Here is a 14,731-nt window from a genome sequence, read left to right as displayed (position 1 = left end):
AGGGGTTTGACGGGCTCCAGGCAGTTCTGCTCTGAACCGCACGGTGCTCGTCCAGGCCCAATGTGGCCCTGGGAACTCGCCCAGGGCCCGCTCGTCAGGGCAGCGCGCGGGCGGCGGTCCGAGAACGTGCCGGGCTATCGGCCTCGGAAAGCTGCCGGGCCGAGGCTCCGATGTCGTCGACCCTCGTGAGGTTGTAGGCCACGTCCTCGATCTTGAGCTCGACGTAGGTGAACGAGCCCTCGGGCGCAGGGGCGTCCCAGCGCGCCTCGCCCTCCAGGGGCACGAGGTGACCACGCACATCCAGGTGTCCGGCGAGGGGCGTGGACCACGGCATCGCAGTGAAGGACTTCCCATCAGAGGACGCCCGCGACCGGTCCTGCGAGACGAAGTCGACCAAGTGGTGGTCGTCGTCGAAGGTCAGTACTCCGGAGACGCTCTGCGCTCCGACGCTGAACACACCGTGCACGTGGGTGCCGTCGACGGCAGTCCATCGAATGGGGGCGTCGACGATCGCCCCGGGCGCGAAGGCCACGAGGTCGTTGAACACCGTGACCGTCTCTCCACGGTCCATCTCCGCACCGGCGGCGTTGACCACGGACACCAGTGACACCACCTTGGCGCGCATCGTCGCGGTCCCGTTGGCGTACTGGTGCAGGACCGTGACCGGCAGCCCTGATCGCCTGGCGTCCATGATGAAGTGCCGCTGTGGTCGCGGTCCGAACGTGTTGACCTGTCTACCCGTGAACGGCATCCACGCCTGGGTGGGCCCGCCGCGGATCCGGCCATGGAACGTGGCGGCAAAGCTGCTGATGTGGGGCTGACCCACTGCGCCCGACCTGCGCACAAAGTCGGCCAGGGGTTCGGGCAGGTCGGCGAGGTCGGCCTCCGTCACGAGGGCGATGCTGTGCTCGGCCTCGTCCAGGGCCTGCGCCGACTGGGTGGCCCACTGGGCGTGGAAGCTGGCCGGGCCGACCGAGGCGAAACCGTAGACCGCGGCGACGACCAGCAGCACGTTGACCACGGTGCCGAGCTTGGCGTCGCTCCACGAGGTGATGACGGCCACCTGTGAGACCGCGGCGGCACCGAGGGCAACGGCCCACCACCAGGTCGTCGGGGCTCTGGCGGCGATGAGACCGGCGGACAAGAGGACGAGCGCGGCTGCCAGCAGCCAGAGGATCCCGAGACCGGGGCTGATCGACCCCTCGAGCGCCGAGGCCTCTACCCACCCCAGGCCCTTGCCGGCCCCGAGCAGGTGGATGAGGCCGTGGCCCACGAGCACTACGACCACCGCCCAGCGGATCACGGGCGTCATCCAGCTCACCCCTCCACAGGGGCCCCAGGAGCGACCGCCAGGTCTGCCACCAGGACCTCCGGGTAGTCGGTGAACTCCAGGTCGGCGATGACGTAGGTCCGGCCATCGTCGTGGTGCACGTGGGCAAACACGTGGTGGTCGATCCCGGCCAACCGCAGCGTGAGCGGGTGAGTCGTCTCGAAGTTGCGCCACCACGTCTTGTGCTCGGCCATACCCACCGTGATGCGCACGGATCGCCCCTCGGCCACGTACCTCACCACGAGCCGGTGCGACTGGCCGGAGCGGCGTCCGACGTAGTCGAGCACGGCCAGTCGGCGTCCCAGCGTGTCCCCGAACGAGCTCTCGAGCAGGGGGACGAGCACCCGGTTCGCGACCTGGTTCGTCAGGGCCGCGAAGTGGGCTACCGAGAAGCTGCGCGTGCGGGGCGTGGTCATGGGGCCAGCCTGCGTCCGGCGGTTGCACCTGGCCAGAGGCGAAGGTCCCTGCCGCGAGACGATCAGCTCACCGATCCGCTGGCGCACCTGAGCACGTGCGGTCTGCCCGGTGGATCGACCTGGTCGTTCGGCGGCAGGCGCCTCCCCGGTCTCAGCTCGTGCAGAGGCAGAACGGGTGCCCGGCTGGGTCGAGCATGACGCGGAACGACGCGCCCGGTTGGTGGTCGTGCTTCCTCGCGCCCAACGCGACCACGGCTGCCTCGGCAGTGTCGAGGTCGTCGACGACGACGTCGAGGTGCATCTGCTGGGGCACGTCCTGGCCGGGCCAGACCGGGGCCTTGTAGTCCTCGACCCCCTGGAACGACAGGCACTGGCCGTAGTCGGCCTTCACGTCGATCCAGCCGTCGGACGCGTCGAAGTTGGCGGTGTCGACCGTCCAGTCGAGCATCGCGCCGTAGAAGGTGGCGAGCTCCAGGGGGTCGGGACAGTCGAGGACGATGCTGGGGAAGCGTGCGATGGCCATGCCCGGCACGCTAGCCGCGGTTCAGGACGATCGGCATCCTGTTCCGGCCACGGCCAGGCCACGACACCTGCCACGTCACCTGCCACGTCACCTGCCACGTCACCTGCCACGTCACCTGCCACGGCACCCGAGCCGGGCGCGCCTGCGGGACTATGAGGACGGGTTGGGCACGCGTCCCGGCATCGGGGTCCACTGCCCGCGCGCCAGCAGCACCTCGCGCAGCAGGTCCGGCCGGTCGGTGATGATGCCGTCCACCCCGGCGTCGAGGAGCCGCACCATCGAGGGCTGGTCGTTGACCGTCCAGACCACGACCTTGACGCCGATCCCGTGCGCGCCGGTCACCAAGCGTTCGACGAACACCTGCACCCGCCCCAGCCGATCCGGCACGTGCAGGAACTCGGCGGTCGCGAACCGGCGAGCGGGCGGCATACCGGCGCGGGCGCAGGTGACCACCGCGGCCAGCGCGCGCCAGCCCAGCGCGGTCCGCACGCCCGGCACCTGTGCGCGCACGACGTCGAGACACCCGTCCCACGCGCCCGCGATGCAGACCCGCTCGCGGAAGTCCTTGTGCTGCAACACCTTGGTGAGCGCAGGGATCGCCGTACGCTCCTTGAGGTCGACCGTGAACCTGGCGTCAGGGAAGGCTTCAAGGGCTTCGGTCAAGGTGGGGATCGGCTCGCGCCCCAGGACGCGCAGCTGCCGCAGCTGCGCGAGGGTATGCCGCGCGAGCGGACCGCGTCCGTCCGTCACCCGGTCGAGGGTCGCGTCGTGGAAACAGGCGAGCTCACCGTCGGCGGTGATGCGGACGTCGGTCTCCAGGTAGCGGATGCCGAGGGCGGTCGCGAGGCTGAAGGCCGCGATGGTGTTCTCAGGCGCAAGGGACGCGCCTCCGCGGTGGGCGAGGGCGATGGGTCCGAGCTCGGAGCCGTAGGCCATGACACCAGCGTGCCGAAGTCTCGGGGCGCCCAGCACCGAAAACGGCTCCTGGCACCACTGTTCACCCCATGGAAGGCAACCGTTCGCCCGATGCCGACCCGCTAGACGGTCGCGCCCCGCATTTCGGCCGAAATCGCCTCTGCCACAGCGTGCATCGGCGGTGCCGCACCCTCGATGAACGCGTCGGTCATGCGCGGCAGCGGACCGGACACTGACAGCGCCAGTGGTTGCGACGAGCCCGGGATCGCGACGGCCACGCACCGCACGCCGACCTCCTGCTCACCTTCGTCGAGGGCGTAGCCGCGGTCGCGGGTCCGGTCGAGCTCGGCGGCGAAGGCCTCGGGATCGGTGATGGTGTGCTCGGTGCGGGCCGGCATGCCGGTGCGGGCGAGGATGGCCTGCACGGCTTCGGGATCCATGCCCGCCATGATCGCCTTGCCGACGCCGGTGGAGTGCGGCAGCACCCGACGACCGACCTCGGTGAACATGCGCATCGAGTTGCGGCTGGCCATCACCTGGCCGATGTAAACCACCTGGTCGCCGTCGAGCATCGCCAGGTTGACCGACTCCCCGAGCTCGTGGGCGAGCCGCTCCATGTGGGGGCGAGCCCAGCGGCTGACCATCCGCGACGTCGTCTCCCCGAGCCGGATGAGGCGTGGGCCGAGCGAGTACTGACGGGAGGCCTCCTGGCGGACGTAACCGAGGTCGACGAGCGTCCGCACCAGCCGGTGGATCGTGGGCAACGGCAGCTGGGCGTCGTTGGCGAGCTGCGACAGGCTGATCACGCCGCCGGCGTCAGCCATCGTCTCGAGGATGGCGAACGCGCGCTCGAGCGACTGCACACCGCCACCGGTCCTCGCGGGGGGCATCGACCCGTCCTCGACGGTCGGTTCCGTGCTCATATATCTCTCCCCAGTCCTTCCCGAATGAGAAGAAGATTTCGTATCATGGAACAATCCTAGTCCGTAGGCCGCCACCGCGGCACGCGACACCACTGACTTCTCCCGAGGATGCGCATGTCCCAGCCCACCACGCCCACCATGCACTCCGTGCCCACCGTCGTCGTCGACGCACCCCACGAGGTCGAGCGCAGCACCGAGATCCTGACTCCGGCCGCGCTGGCGTTCCTCGGGGAGCTGCAGGCGAGGTTCGGGGCCCGCCGCGACGAGCTGCTCGAGGCCCGCCGGTCGCGTCGGGCGGAGGTGTCCCGGACCGGGCGTCTGGACTTCCTCGACGAGACCCGCGAGGTCCGCGAGGGTGACTGGACCGTCGCTCCTGCGCCCGCCGACTTCGCCGACCGCCGGGTGGAGATCACCGGTCCGACCGAGCGCAAGATGGCGATCAACGCCCTCAACTCCGGCGCCAAGGTGTGGCTCGCCGACCTCGAGGACGCCAACACCCCCCACTGGGACAACGTCATCGGCGGGCAGGTCAGCCTCTACGACGCGGTCCGCCGCACCATCGAGCTCACCACCCCGCAGGGCAAGCACTACGAGCTCAAGGACCCGGGCGGCATACCCGTCATCGTGCCGCGCCCCCGCGGCTGGCACTTCGACGAGGAGCACCTGACCCTCGACGGTCGTCCGCTGGTCGGCGCGCTGGTCGACTTCGGCCTCTACTTCTTCCACAACGCCGCCGAGCTGATCGAGCGCGGGAGTGGCCCGTACTTCTACCTCCCCAAGATGGAGTCCCACCTCGAGGCCCGGCTCTGGAACGACGTCTTCACGTTCGCGCAGGAGTCCCTCGGCATCCCGCAGGGCACGGTCCGCGCGACGGTGCTCATCGAGACGATCCCCGCGGCCTTCGAGATGGACGAGATCCTCTATGAGCTGCGCGACCACGCGGCCGGGCTCAACGCCGGTCGCTGGGACTACCTGTTCTCGATCATCAAGTACTTCCGGGACTCCGGGCCGTCGTTCACCCTCCCCGACCGGAATGCCGTGACGATGAACGCGCCGATGATGAAGGCCTACAGCGACCTGCTGGTCCAGACCTGCCACAAGCGCGGGGCGTTCGCGATCGGCGGCATGGCGGCCTTCATCCCGAGCAAGGACCCCTCGGTCAACGAAGCGGCCTTCGCCAAGGTGCGGGCCGACAAGGAGCGCGAGGTCGGGGCCGGCTTCGACGGGTCGTGGGTGGCGCACCCCGGCATGGTCGAGCTGTGCAAGGAGATCTTCACCGGGGTGCTCGGCGACTCCCCCAACCAGCTCGCCAAGCAGCGCGACGAGGTCTCGGTCACCGGAGCCGACCTGCTCGATGCGGCCTCCACCCCGGGTGACCGGACGCTGGATGGCCTGCGCGGCAACGTCTCCGTCGGCATCCAGTACCTCCAGGCGTGGCTGCTCGGCAACGGCGCGGTCGCGATCCACAACCTCATGGAGGACGCCGCGACCGCCGAGATCTCGCGCAGCCAGATCTGGCAGTGGCTCAACTCCGGAGCCACCCTCGCCTCGGGCGAGACCGTCACCCGCGAGCTCGTGGACGAGGTGGTGGAGAGCGAGTATGCCGCCCTGGTCGAGTCGGTCGGCGACGACGAGACCGCGCGGGATGCGTTGGAGACCGCGCGGAGGTTGTTCGTCGAGTGTGCGCTCGACCCCGACTTCCCCGACTTCCTGACGCTCCCGGCCTACGCCGAGGTCCTGAAGGCCGAGCGCGCCTGACCCCCCACCCCCGCGAGCAACCTTTGCTAGCACACATTGCTCGTTCGTGGACAGGTTGCAAGGCGTCCGTCAACGAGTTTCCTTTGCTAGCAAAGGTTGCTGGAGACGACCGAAGGGGGTCAGGTGCGGCGGGGCATCCGCCAACGCCCGGCAGCGATCTGGTCGCCACCGACCCAGACGCCACCGATGTCGGACGTCGTGCCGAGCGCGAACACCTTGGAGAGCGCGTCGTCGGCCGACTTGGCGTTGCCGAGACCCACGGCAAGGGGGTCGCCCGCCTCGGGGAGCAGCCAGATCGCGTCGAACTGCTTGCCCACCGAGAGGTCGCCCACCTCATGGTCGAGCCCGAGGGCTCGGGCGCCGGCGGAGGTGCACAGCCACAGGAGGTGCGCCGAGGTCAGGGGCAGCCCTTCGTCGCCCAGCAGGCGCTGCATGAAGTAGGCCTGCAGACCCTCCTTGAGCATCGAGAAGCCAGTGCCCGCACCGACATCCGACCCCATGGCGACCTGCACCCCGGCCTCGACGTGGCGTCGCAGGGGGAAGAGCCCACTGCCGAGCGCCGAGTTGCTCGTCGGGCAGTGCGCGACCGAAGCACCCCGCGCGGCGAGCGTTGCCAGCTCGGGGTCGGTGGGGTGCACGTTGTGGGCCAGCACCGAGCGCGGCGTGACGAGTCCGTGGCGGTCGTAGGTGTCGACGTAGGAGGCCCCGCCGAAGAGCTCTGCGACCTCCTTCACCTCGGCGGTGTTCTCGTTGACGTGGGAGGTGAACCAGGAGCCGTCGACCTCGCCGAACGTCGCCGCGCAGGACTCGAGGATCGCGTCGCTGGCCGACAGCGAGAAGCGAGGCGTCACGGCATACCGGAGACGCCCCTTGCCGTGCCAGCGCGAGGCGAGGTCGCGGGACTCCTGGTAGGCCCGCTCGGGCGTGGTGAGCAGCGGCTCGGGCAGGATCCGGTCGGAGCTGACCAGGCCGGTGGTGACCCGCAGCCCCCAGAGGTCGGCGGCCTCGAACATCACGTCGACCGCCGAGGCGAAGTGCGAGCCGAAGACGAGGGCCGTGGTGGTGCCCGCGTCCACGAGCCCGGTGACGAAGTCCCTCGCCACGCCACGGGCCATGTCGACGTCGGCCAGCCGCATCTCCTCCGGGAGCGCGCACTGGTCGAGCCAGTCGAGCAGCGGCATCCCGAGACCGCCGATGACCCGCACCTGCGGGAAGTGGACGTGCGTGTCGACCAGCCCGGGCAGGACCATGCCCTCCCGGAGGTCGAGGACATCCTCGTCAGGGTGCTCGGCACGCAAGGCAGTGAAGTCGCCGCGCGCGACGACCACCCCACCCTCGACGAGCAGCCCGCAGTCGTCCTGCGCGCGCAGCGCCCCTCCCTCGAAGGGGTTCTCGGGGGTGTCGAGCACGGTGGCCCGGAAGAGCGTCATCGCGCCACCTTCGACGCCTCGGACTCGAACACGCGGACCAGGTCGGCCGCGACGCTCAGGGCGATGGTGGCCGGGTCCTTGCCGGTCAGGTGCGCCGACCCGATCGGGGTCTGGATCCGCGAGAGGTCCGCGTCCGAATGTCCCTCTGCGGCAAGGCGCTGGCGAAATCGCGACCACTTGGCCGACGAGCCGATGAGCCCGATCGACCCGAGGTGCTCGCAGCGCAGGGCGCCGTCGCAGAGCGCAGCATCCTCGGCGTGGTCGTGGGTCATGACCAGCACGTGCGTGCCCCGGGGCACCTGGCCGAGGACGAGCTCGGGGACCGGTGCGTGGTGGACGTGCACCCGGGCCGTCGAGTCGTCGAGGACGCCGAGGCGGTCGGACGTGAGCTGGTCGGCGCGGGAGTCGACCAGGTGGAGCTCGAGGTCGTGGCGGGCTAGGATGCGGGCCAGCTCGAGACCGACGTGGCCGACCCCGAAGATCGCGACCGCGGGCACCACCGCGAGCGGCTCGAGGAGCACCTGCACCTCGCCGCCACAACACTGCTGTCCGTGCTCGACGGGCGCCTTGTCGTTGAGGGACAACGCGATCTGCTCCGGAGCTGCCGCCCCCTCGGCCAGCATCGTGCGAGCACGGGCGACCGCAGTCGCCTCGAGGTTGCCGCCGCCGATGCTGCCCCAGGTCGCAGCCACACCGACGACCATCTTGGCCCCGGCCGCGCGCGGCGAGTGTCCGCGCACCGAGGTCAGCGTGACGAGGACACCCGGCCGGCGCTCCCGCCGCAACCGTTCGACGGCAGACAGCCACTCCATGGTCAGGTCCCCGCCCTGGCCGGCTGGGCGGCCTGCTCGGAGCGCGGCCGCAGGGGTGCTGCGTCGGCGTCGGGCTGGTCGGGGACGACGCCCGGCGCGCCCTCGACCATCGCGGTCATGTGCGGGGGCTCGGCGCCGCCACGAGCCTCCTGGACCGCCCAGAAGACGGCTTCAGGGGTCGCCGGCGAGGCGAGGTCGACCGACGTCCTCGCCGGACCGAAGGCCGCAGCCGCCTCGCGGAGGGCCTCACGCACCGAGAACGCGAGCATCAGCGGCGGCTCGCCGACTGCCTTGGAGCCGTAGACGGCCCCGTCCTCGTGGGCGCGCTCAAGCAGCGCCACGTTGAAGACCTCGGGCATCTCGGAGAAGCTCGGCAGCTTGTAGGTGCTCGCCGCCTGGGTGGCCAGCCGACCCCGCGACGGCCGGTCGGACTCGTCCCAGCGCAGGTCCTCGAGCGTCAGCCAGCCGGCACCCTGGACGAAGGCACCCTCGACCTGCCCGATGTCGACCAGCGGCGACAGCGAGTCGCCCACGTCGTGCACGATGTCGACGCGCCGCAGCCGGTAGGCGCCGGTGAACTCGTCGACCTCGACCTCGCTGGCCGCCACGCCGTAGGAGAAGTACTTGAACGGCGACCCGTGCATGGTCGACGAGTCCCAGTGCAGTCCCTCGGTGCGGTAGAAGCCGGCGGCCCAGAGCTGGATCCGTTGGAAGTAGGCCTGGTTGACGAGCTCGGCCCACGGCACGGACTCCGCGCCGCCGACCTTGCCCACGTGTCCGTCGGTGAACCGCACGTCGGCCGGGTGCACCCCGAGCCGGCCGGCGGCGACGGCACGCAGGCGCTCGATGATCTGCTCGCAGGCGTCCTTGACCGCCCCACCGTTGAGGTCCGCCCCGGAGCTGGCTGCGGTGGCCGAGGTGTTCGGGACCTTGTCGGTGCGCGTCGGCGCGAGCCGGACGGTCGACAACGGCACGCCCAACGTCGTGGCCGCCACCTGGAGCATCTTGGTGTGCAGGCCCTGCCCCATCTCGGTGCCACCGTGGGTGATCAGCACCGACCCGTCCTTGTAGACGTGGACGAGGGCGCCGGCCTGGTTGAAGGACGTGAAGTTGAAGGAGATCCCGAACTTCACGGGCGTCATCGCCAGGGCGCGCTTGGAGTGCTCGTGCGAGGCGTTGTATGCCGCGATGTCGGCCTTGCGCGCCGCGACGTCACCGGTCGTGAGCACCTGCTCCCAGCAGGTCGCGACCCGCTCGGGGTGGCGGACCGGCTGACCGTAGGGGGTGGACTGCCCGTCGACGTAGAAGTTGCGGGACCGCAGCTCGATCGGGTCGATGCCCAGCTGCGGCGCGCACCGGCCGAGGATGTCCTCGATGACGAGCATGCCCTGGGGCCCGCCGAACCCACGAAAGGCCGTCTGTGACGTCTTGTGGGTCTTGGCGATCCGCCCGTTCACTCGCACGTTGGGGATCCAGTAGGCGTTGTCGATGTGGCACAGCGCCCGGGCCAGCACCGGCTCGGAGAGGTCGAGGCTCCAGCCACCGTCGGAGGTGAGTGTGGCGTCGAGCGCCTGGAGCAAGCCGTTGTCGTCGAAGGCGACCCGCCACTGCGCGTGGAACCCGTGCCGCTTCCCCGACATGGTCATGTCCTGGGTGCGGGTGAGCCGCAGGCGCACCGGACGGCCGGTGAGCGTCGCGCCGAGGGCCGCGATGGCGGCATACCCGTGGGGCTGCATCTCCTTGCCACCGAAGCCGCCGCCCATGCGCAGGCACTGGACGGTGACGGCGTGGCTGGGCAGGCCGAGGACGTGGGCGACGATGTCCTGCGTCTCGGTCGGGTGCTGGGTCGAGCTCTGGACGAAGATCTGGCCGTTCTCGTCGACGAGCGCGATCGAGCAGTGCGTCTCGAGGTAGAAGTGCTCCTGCCCCGCGAACTCGAACTCGCCGCTGTAGACATGGGCCGCTCCGGCGAACCCGGCCTCGATGTCACCTCGCTCCATGTGCGGCTGGCCGCCCTGGAAGCTCCCCGCCTCGATCGCCTCGTGCACCGTGACCAGTGACGGCAGCGGCTCGTAGTCGACCTCGACCGCGAGCGACCCCAGCCGGGCGGCCTCGAGCGTCTCGCCGAGCACCCAGCACACGGCGTGACCGAAGAACATGACCTCCGACGGGAAGAGCGGTTCGTCGTGCTTGACCCCTGCGTCGTTCACCCCTGGCACGTCGTCGGCCGTCAGGACCCGCACGACGCCGGGGACCTCCAGCGCAGGTGCCGTGTCGAGCCGGGTGACGCGGGCATGGGCGTGCGGTGCCTGCACCGGGTGGGCGTGGAGGATGCCGTGCGTGCGGACGGCGAGGTCATCGGTGTAGAGCGCCTCACCGGTCACGTGCAGCGACGCCGACTCGTGCGGGATCTCTTGCCCGACAACGGGATTGGCAGGGCGTTGGGACAGGGCGCTCATGCTCCGACCTCCTGCTGCGTCGCGGTCTCGGCATGCAGCTTGAGGAGCGCCGTGCCGAGTGTCGCCGTGCGGTATGCCGCGCTGGCGCGGTGGTCGTCCATCGGCGTGCCTTCGGCGCGCATCACCGCAGCCGCCTCGCGGACGACGTCGGCACGCCAGGCCCGGCCCTCGAGCGCGGCCTCGGTGGCCAGTGCGCGGATGGGGGTGGCGGCGACGCCCCCGAGGCCGATCCGCGCCTTGGCGACGATGCCGTCGCGCAGGTCGAGCGCGAAGCCGACTGCCACGCTGGAGATGTCGTCGAACCGGCGCTTGGCGATCTTGTGGAACGCCGTGACCTCGCTGAGCGGCAACGGGATCCGCACGGCCCGGATGAGCTCACCCTCGCGCTTGACGGTCTGCCGGTAGCCGGTGAAGTAGTCGGCCAGGGGCACCTCGCGCTCCCCGTCGGTGGAGGCGAGCACCACGACCGCCTCCAGGGCGAGCAGCGCGGGCGGGGTGTCGCCGATGGGCGATCCGGTGCCGAGGTTGCCGCCGATGGTCGCGCCGTTGCGGATCAGCCGGGAGGCGAACTGCGGGAACATCTGGTCCAGCAACGGGACTCGCCCAGCCAGACCCCGCTCGACCTCGCTCAGGCTGAGGGCGGCACCGATCTCGACCGAGTCGTCACCGACCGACAGGGTCCGGAGCTCCGGCAGCCGGTCGATGCCGATCGCGAAAGGAGTGCGGGCACCGCGGATGTTGACCTCGACCCCCCAGTCGGTGGACCCGGCGACCAACACGGCGTCGGGGTGCTCAGCCAACAGGGACAGCGCTTCGGTGAGGTCTCCGGGGCGGGCAAACGTCCCGGTGGGGCCGTCGAGCCGCGTGGCGCGGGCGGCGGGCGGGGCGGCGGCCAGCCGCGCGGCATACGGGTCGTCGTCGGCAGGCTCGCCGAGGGCGTAGGCGGCGTCGCGAATGGGTCGGTAGCCCGTGCAGCGACACAGGTTGCCCGACAGGGCGTGCAGGTCGAAGCCGTTGGGCCCGTGCTCGTGGTCGGGCGCGACGCCCGGGTCGTTGGCAGTGTGGCCCTGGGCGTCTGCCGACGCTGCCTCGTGACCGTTCTGCGACGGGTCGGGGGCCACCGAAGCAGGGGCGCAACGACCCTCGCGGTAGTACTCGGTGGCCATGCTGCAGATGAACCCCGGCGTGCAGTAGCCACACTGCGACCCGCCGCGGACGGCCATCTCGCGCTGCACCGGGTGCAGCGCGTCGGGGCGGCCGAGGCCCTCGGAGGTGACGACCTCCTGGCCGTCGAGTGCGGCGACCGGCACCAGGCACGCGTTCACCGCGGTCCACTGGGTGCCGGAGCCCTCGGTGGGGCGGGCCACCATGATGGAGCAGGCGCCGCACTCCCCCTCGGCGCAGCCCTCCTTGGCGCCGGTCAGGCCCTGGGCCCTGAGCCAGTCGAGGGTCGTGGTGCTCGGGTCGGTGCCGTCGAGCGCGCGGGGCGCGCCGTTGACCGTGACACTGTGCTCGCCGAAGACACTGTGCTCGTCAACAGCGTGAGTGTTGGTTGACACCATGGTGACTCCCGTCGCCCCGTCTTTGGGGACCATCATCCCCCAGGCGTCACCGCCAAGGGGCATGGTTGCTGACAGGAGTGGGTCCGCCGGTTATCCATGCCGAACGACGGCCCTGTCGTTCATTCCCGAGCAGGATAGATCTCAACAAACTGTTGAATCAAGGGTTTCCGCCGACCATTCCGCGCACTGGACGGTCGGGTCAGGCGCGGCCGAAGCCCTGCAGCACCCCGGTGAAGGCCTTCGGGGGCGGCGGGGCGAGCTCGCCGTGCGTCGAGGGTCGCAACCCGAGACGCACCACGCTCTCGGCGAGGAGGGTCCCGGCCGCGACGCCGTCGACGACCGGCACCCCGAGCTGCTCGGTGAGCAGCTCGGGAAGCCCCGCCATCCCGGCGCACCCGAGCACGATCGCGTCGGAGCCGTCGGCCGCGAGGGCGTTCTTCGCGAAGGCGAGGATCACGGCATACGTGCGGTCGCGGTCCTCCTCGAGCTCGAGCACGGGGATGTCGCACGCGTGCACGCCGGCGCACTGACGCTCCAGTCCGTAGGTGCGAGTGAGGTCCCAGGCCCGGCCCACCGTGCGGCTCATGGTGGTGACGACCGAGAAGCTCCGCCCCAGCAGCGAGGCGGTCTTCATCGCCGCCTCGGCGATGCCGATGACCGGCCTGGACGCCGCCTCCCGGGCGGCGTCCAGACCGGGGTCCCCGAAGCAGGCCAGGACGAACGCGTCCGCCTGCTGGTCCTCGCGGATGACCTCGAGCAGCCCCGGCACGGCCAGCGCCTCGTCGTAGTGGCTCTCGATCGAGGCCGGCCCCATCGACGGCGTCCGAGCCGTGATGACGGTGTCGGGGCCGGCCACCCGCCGCGCCTCCGCCTCGATGAGGGCGGTCATGGACGTCGTGGTGTTCGGGTTCACCACGGTGAGGTGGACGGTCACTTCACGCACGTCTTCGCGTCGAGCGGGCTGTCGCTGACACCCATCCGCGGGGCGAGGAGCGCGTAGGCCGCGAAACCGATCCCGCAGCCGATGAACCAGGAGTAGTCGTCGAACCGGTTGATGCCGGGGACGAACACTGCGGCGAGGGCGCCGACCGCGGCGAGCGCGGTGGCCCAGATCGCGGGCGGGTTGTAGCCCCGCTTGTAGTGGTAGGCGCCGGACTCGTCCATCGTGAACAGGTCGTCGACGCAGACCCGCTGCTTGTGCACGACGTAGTAGTGGGCGATGAGGACGCCGAACAACGGGCCGATGAAGGCGCCCAGGGTGTCGAGCGTGTAGTGGATCGTCTCGGGGCTGTTGTAGAGGTTCCACGGCGTCAGCAGCACCGAGCCGACCGCGGCGATCATGCCGCCCATCCGCCAGCTGATCTTCTGTGGGCTGACGTTGGAGAAGTCGAAGGCCGGCGAGACGAAGTTGGCGACGATGTTGATGCCGATCGTGGCCGTGGTGAAGGTCAGCGCCGCGAGGACCAGGGCGAAGGTGTTGTCGATGTGGCCGACGGTCTCCACCGGGTCGGTGATCAGCTTGCCGTAGACCGGCAGGGTGGCCGCGGCGGTGAGGACGGTCAGCAGCGAGAAGAAGACGAAGTTGATCGGCAGTCCCCAGAAGTTGCCCTTCTTCACGGCCTGGAAGGTGCGGCCGTAGCGGGAGAAGTCACCGAAGTTGAGCATCGGCCCGGAGAAGTAGGACACGACCAGGGCCGTGGCGGCGAGCATCGTCGTGAAGACCTTGCCACCCGACAGCTCGTGGTCGGAGAGGTTGAGGTTGACGCTCCAGCCGGCCTTCGACAGGAGGTAGACGCAGAGCGCGATCATGACGACGTAGACGGCCGGTCCGGCGAAGTCGATGAACTTGCGGATCGTGTTCATGCCGGTCCAGAAGACCGCCGCCTGAGCCACCCAGAGCACGGCGAACGTCGCGTAGCCGAGGGTCGAGAGGCCCAGGAACCCGTGCTGGCTCACGTCGGCGTACGGCTCGAGCCCCGGCCACATGCGGACCAGCAGGATGTCGAGCGAGGCCGAGGCGAGGTAGGTCTGGATGCCGTACCAGGCCACCGCGATCAGCCCTCGGATGATGGCGGGGATGTTCGCGCCCAGCACCCCGAAGACCGACCGGCAGATCACCGGGTAGGGAACACCGGTGCGCTGGCTGGGCTTCGCGACGAGGTTGCAGAAGAACAGCACGATCGTGATGCCGACGATCAGGCACACGAAGACCTGCCAGCTGGTGAGGCCCAACGCGAAGAGGCTGCCGGCGGTGATGTAGCCGCCGACGCTGTGCACGTCGGACATCCAGAAGGCGAAGATGTTGTACCAGGACCAGGTCTGCTCCTTGAGCGGAGCGAGGTCCTCGTTGGTCAGGCGCTCGTCGTACGACGGCTTGATCAGACCTGCGCCGGCGCCGTGGTCGTGCTCCCCGTGGTGGGTCGCGAACCCCGCCGCAGCGGCCGCTTCCTCGGTCTCGAAGGGCTTTTCAGTGGTGCTCATCCGGACTCCTTTGTCCACCGCGTGACCGCGGATGCTTGCGGAGAACGCTAGGAGCGGATCCGTTGGCACAGAAGGCTTTGAACCGTATATCTGGGTATATCCAGCCGTCCGTCGAACAGCTC

At 70.1% G+C, this 14,731-nt stretch carries 12 protein-coding genes; 1 reads left to right on the top strand and 11 read right to left on the bottom strand.

The window, feature by feature from the left end:
• Positions 1–94: 94 nt before the first annotated feature.
• The 5 genes from AC1DWJ_RS05925 to AC1DWJ_RS05905 form a co-directional block, all read right to left on the bottom strand.
• Positions 95–1,312, bottom strand: a complete 1,218-nt coding sequence (locus tag AC1DWJ_RS05925; RefSeq protein WP_477620245.1) for a DUF6544 family protein — start codon at positions 1,310–1,312, stop codon at positions 95–97.
• A gap of 5 nt (positions 1,313–1,317) precedes the next feature.
• Positions 1,318–1,746, bottom strand: coding sequence for a hypothetical protein (locus tag AC1DWJ_RS05920; RefSeq protein WP_477620244.1), 429 nt, complete (start codon positions 1,744–1,746; stop codon positions 1,318–1,320).
• A gap of 151 nt (positions 1,747–1,897) precedes the next feature.
• Complete coding sequence (locus AC1DWJ_RS05915; protein ID WP_477620243.1) at positions 1,898–2,269, bottom strand: VOC family protein; 372 nt, start codon at positions 2,267–2,269, stop codon at positions 1,898–1,900.
• A gap of 150 nt (positions 2,270–2,419) precedes the next feature.
• Complete coding sequence (locus AC1DWJ_RS05910) at positions 2,420–3,205, bottom strand: glycerophosphodiester phosphodiesterase family protein (RefSeq protein ID WP_477620242.1); 786 nt, start codon at positions 3,203–3,205, stop codon at positions 2,420–2,422.
• 101 nt (positions 3,206–3,306) lie between these two features.
• Positions 3,307–4,107 carry an IclR family transcriptional regulator gene (locus AC1DWJ_RS05905; protein ID WP_477620241.1) on the bottom strand — a complete coding sequence of 267 codons (801 nt, stop codon included), beginning with the start codon at positions 4,105–4,107 and terminating at the stop codon, positions 3,307–3,309.
• A gap of 138 nt (positions 4,108–4,245) precedes the next feature.
• Here AC1DWJ_RS05905 and aceB point away from each other — a divergent pair, with 138 nt between their 5' ends.
• Positions 4,246–5,865 carry a malate synthase A gene (aceB, locus tag AC1DWJ_RS05900; protein WP_477620369.1) on the top strand — a complete coding sequence of 540 codons (1,620 nt, stop codon included), beginning with the start codon at positions 4,246–4,248 and terminating at the stop codon, positions 5,863–5,865.
• Between the two features lie 119 nt (positions 5,866–5,984).
• Here aceB and AC1DWJ_RS05895 read toward each other — a convergent pair whose 3' ends face one another.
• The 6 genes from AC1DWJ_RS05895 to AC1DWJ_RS05870 all read right to left on the bottom strand — a co-directional run bounded on the left by AC1DWJ_RS05895 (position 5,985) and on the right by AC1DWJ_RS05870 (position 14,609).
• Complete coding sequence (locus AC1DWJ_RS05895) at positions 5,985–7,295, bottom strand: guanine deaminase (RefSeq protein WP_477620240.1); 1,311 nt, start codon at positions 7,293–7,295, stop codon at positions 5,985–5,987.
• Positions 7,292–8,107, bottom strand: a complete 816-nt coding sequence (gene xdhC, locus AC1DWJ_RS05890; protein ID WP_477620239.1) for a xanthine dehydrogenase accessory protein XdhC — start codon at positions 8,105–8,107, stop codon at positions 7,292–7,294. Before xdhC ends, AC1DWJ_RS05895 begins: the two co-directional genes overlap by 4 nt.
• Before the next feature lie 2 nt (positions 8,108–8,109).
• Positions 8,110–10,566, bottom strand: a complete 2,457-nt coding sequence (gene xdhB / locus AC1DWJ_RS05885; RefSeq protein WP_477620238.1) for a xanthine dehydrogenase molybdopterin binding subunit — start codon at positions 10,564–10,566, stop codon at positions 8,110–8,112.
• Complete coding sequence (locus tag AC1DWJ_RS05880) at positions 10,563–12,128, bottom strand: xanthine dehydrogenase small subunit (RefSeq protein WP_477620237.1); 1,566 nt, start codon at positions 12,126–12,128, stop codon at positions 10,563–10,565. Before AC1DWJ_RS05880 ends, xdhB begins: the two co-directional genes overlap by 4 nt.
• Before the next feature lie 199 nt (positions 12,129–12,327).
• Complete coding sequence (locus AC1DWJ_RS05875; protein WP_457256262.1) at positions 12,328–13,071, bottom strand: aspartate/glutamate racemase family protein; 744 nt, start codon at positions 13,069–13,071, stop codon at positions 12,328–12,330.
• Positions 13,059–14,609, bottom strand: a complete 1,551-nt coding sequence (locus tag AC1DWJ_RS05870) for an NCS1 family nucleobase:cation symporter-1 (RefSeq protein ID WP_457256261.1) — start codon at positions 14,607–14,609, stop codon at positions 13,059–13,061. Before AC1DWJ_RS05870 ends, AC1DWJ_RS05875 begins: the two co-directional genes overlap by 13 nt.
• Positions 14,610–14,731: the final 122 nt, after the last annotated feature.

The organism is Pedococcus sp. P2_D7 (genome assembly GCF_056404295.1).
The sequence above is the reverse complement of the archived record's forward strand: the minus strand, read 5'-3'. Positions and strand labels throughout refer to the sequence as shown.

Excerpts from the sequence above, each read along its gene's own strand:
- AC1DWJ_RS05910 (WP_477620242.1), bottom strand. The coding sequence starts at position 3,205 with ATGGCCTACGGCTCCGAGCTCGGACCCATCGCCCTCGCCCACCGCGGA.
- AC1DWJ_RS05870 (WP_457256261.1), bottom strand. The coding sequence starts at position 14,609 with ATGAGCACCACTGAAAAGCCCTTCGAGACCGAGGAAGCGGCCGCTGCG.
- AC1DWJ_RS05920 (WP_477620244.1), bottom strand. The coding sequence starts at position 1,746 with ATGACCACGCCCCGCACGCGCAGCTTCTCGGTAGCCCACTTCGCGGCC.
- aceB (WP_477620369.1), top strand. The coding sequence starts at position 4,246 with ATGCACTCCGTGCCCACCGTCGTCGTCGACGCACCCCACGAGGTCGAG.
- AC1DWJ_RS05895 (WP_477620240.1), bottom strand. The coding sequence starts at position 7,295 with ATGACGCTCTTCCGGGCCACCGTGCTCGACACCCCCGAGAACCCCTTC.
- xdhB (WP_477620238.1), bottom strand. The coding sequence starts at position 10,566 with ATGAGCGCCCTGTCCCAACGCCCTGCCAATCCCGTTGTCGGGCAAGAG.
- xdhC (WP_477620239.1), bottom strand. The coding sequence starts at position 8,107 with ATGGAGTGGCTGTCTGCCGTCGAACGGTTGCGGCGGGAGCGCCGGCCG.
- AC1DWJ_RS05880 (WP_477620237.1), bottom strand. The coding sequence starts at position 12,128 with ATGGTGTCAACCAACACTCACGCTGTTGACGAGCACAGTGTCTTCGGC.
- AC1DWJ_RS05915 (WP_477620243.1), bottom strand. The coding sequence starts at position 2,269 with ATGGCCATCGCACGCTTCCCCAGCATCGTCCTCGACTGTCCCGACCCC.
- AC1DWJ_RS05925 (WP_477620245.1), bottom strand. The coding sequence starts at position 1,312 with ATGACGCCCGTGATCCGCTGGGCGGTGGTCGTAGTGCTCGTGGGCCAC.
- AC1DWJ_RS05905 (WP_477620241.1), bottom strand. The coding sequence starts at position 4,107 with ATGAGCACGGAACCGACCGTCGAGGACGGGTCGATGCCCCCCGCGAGG.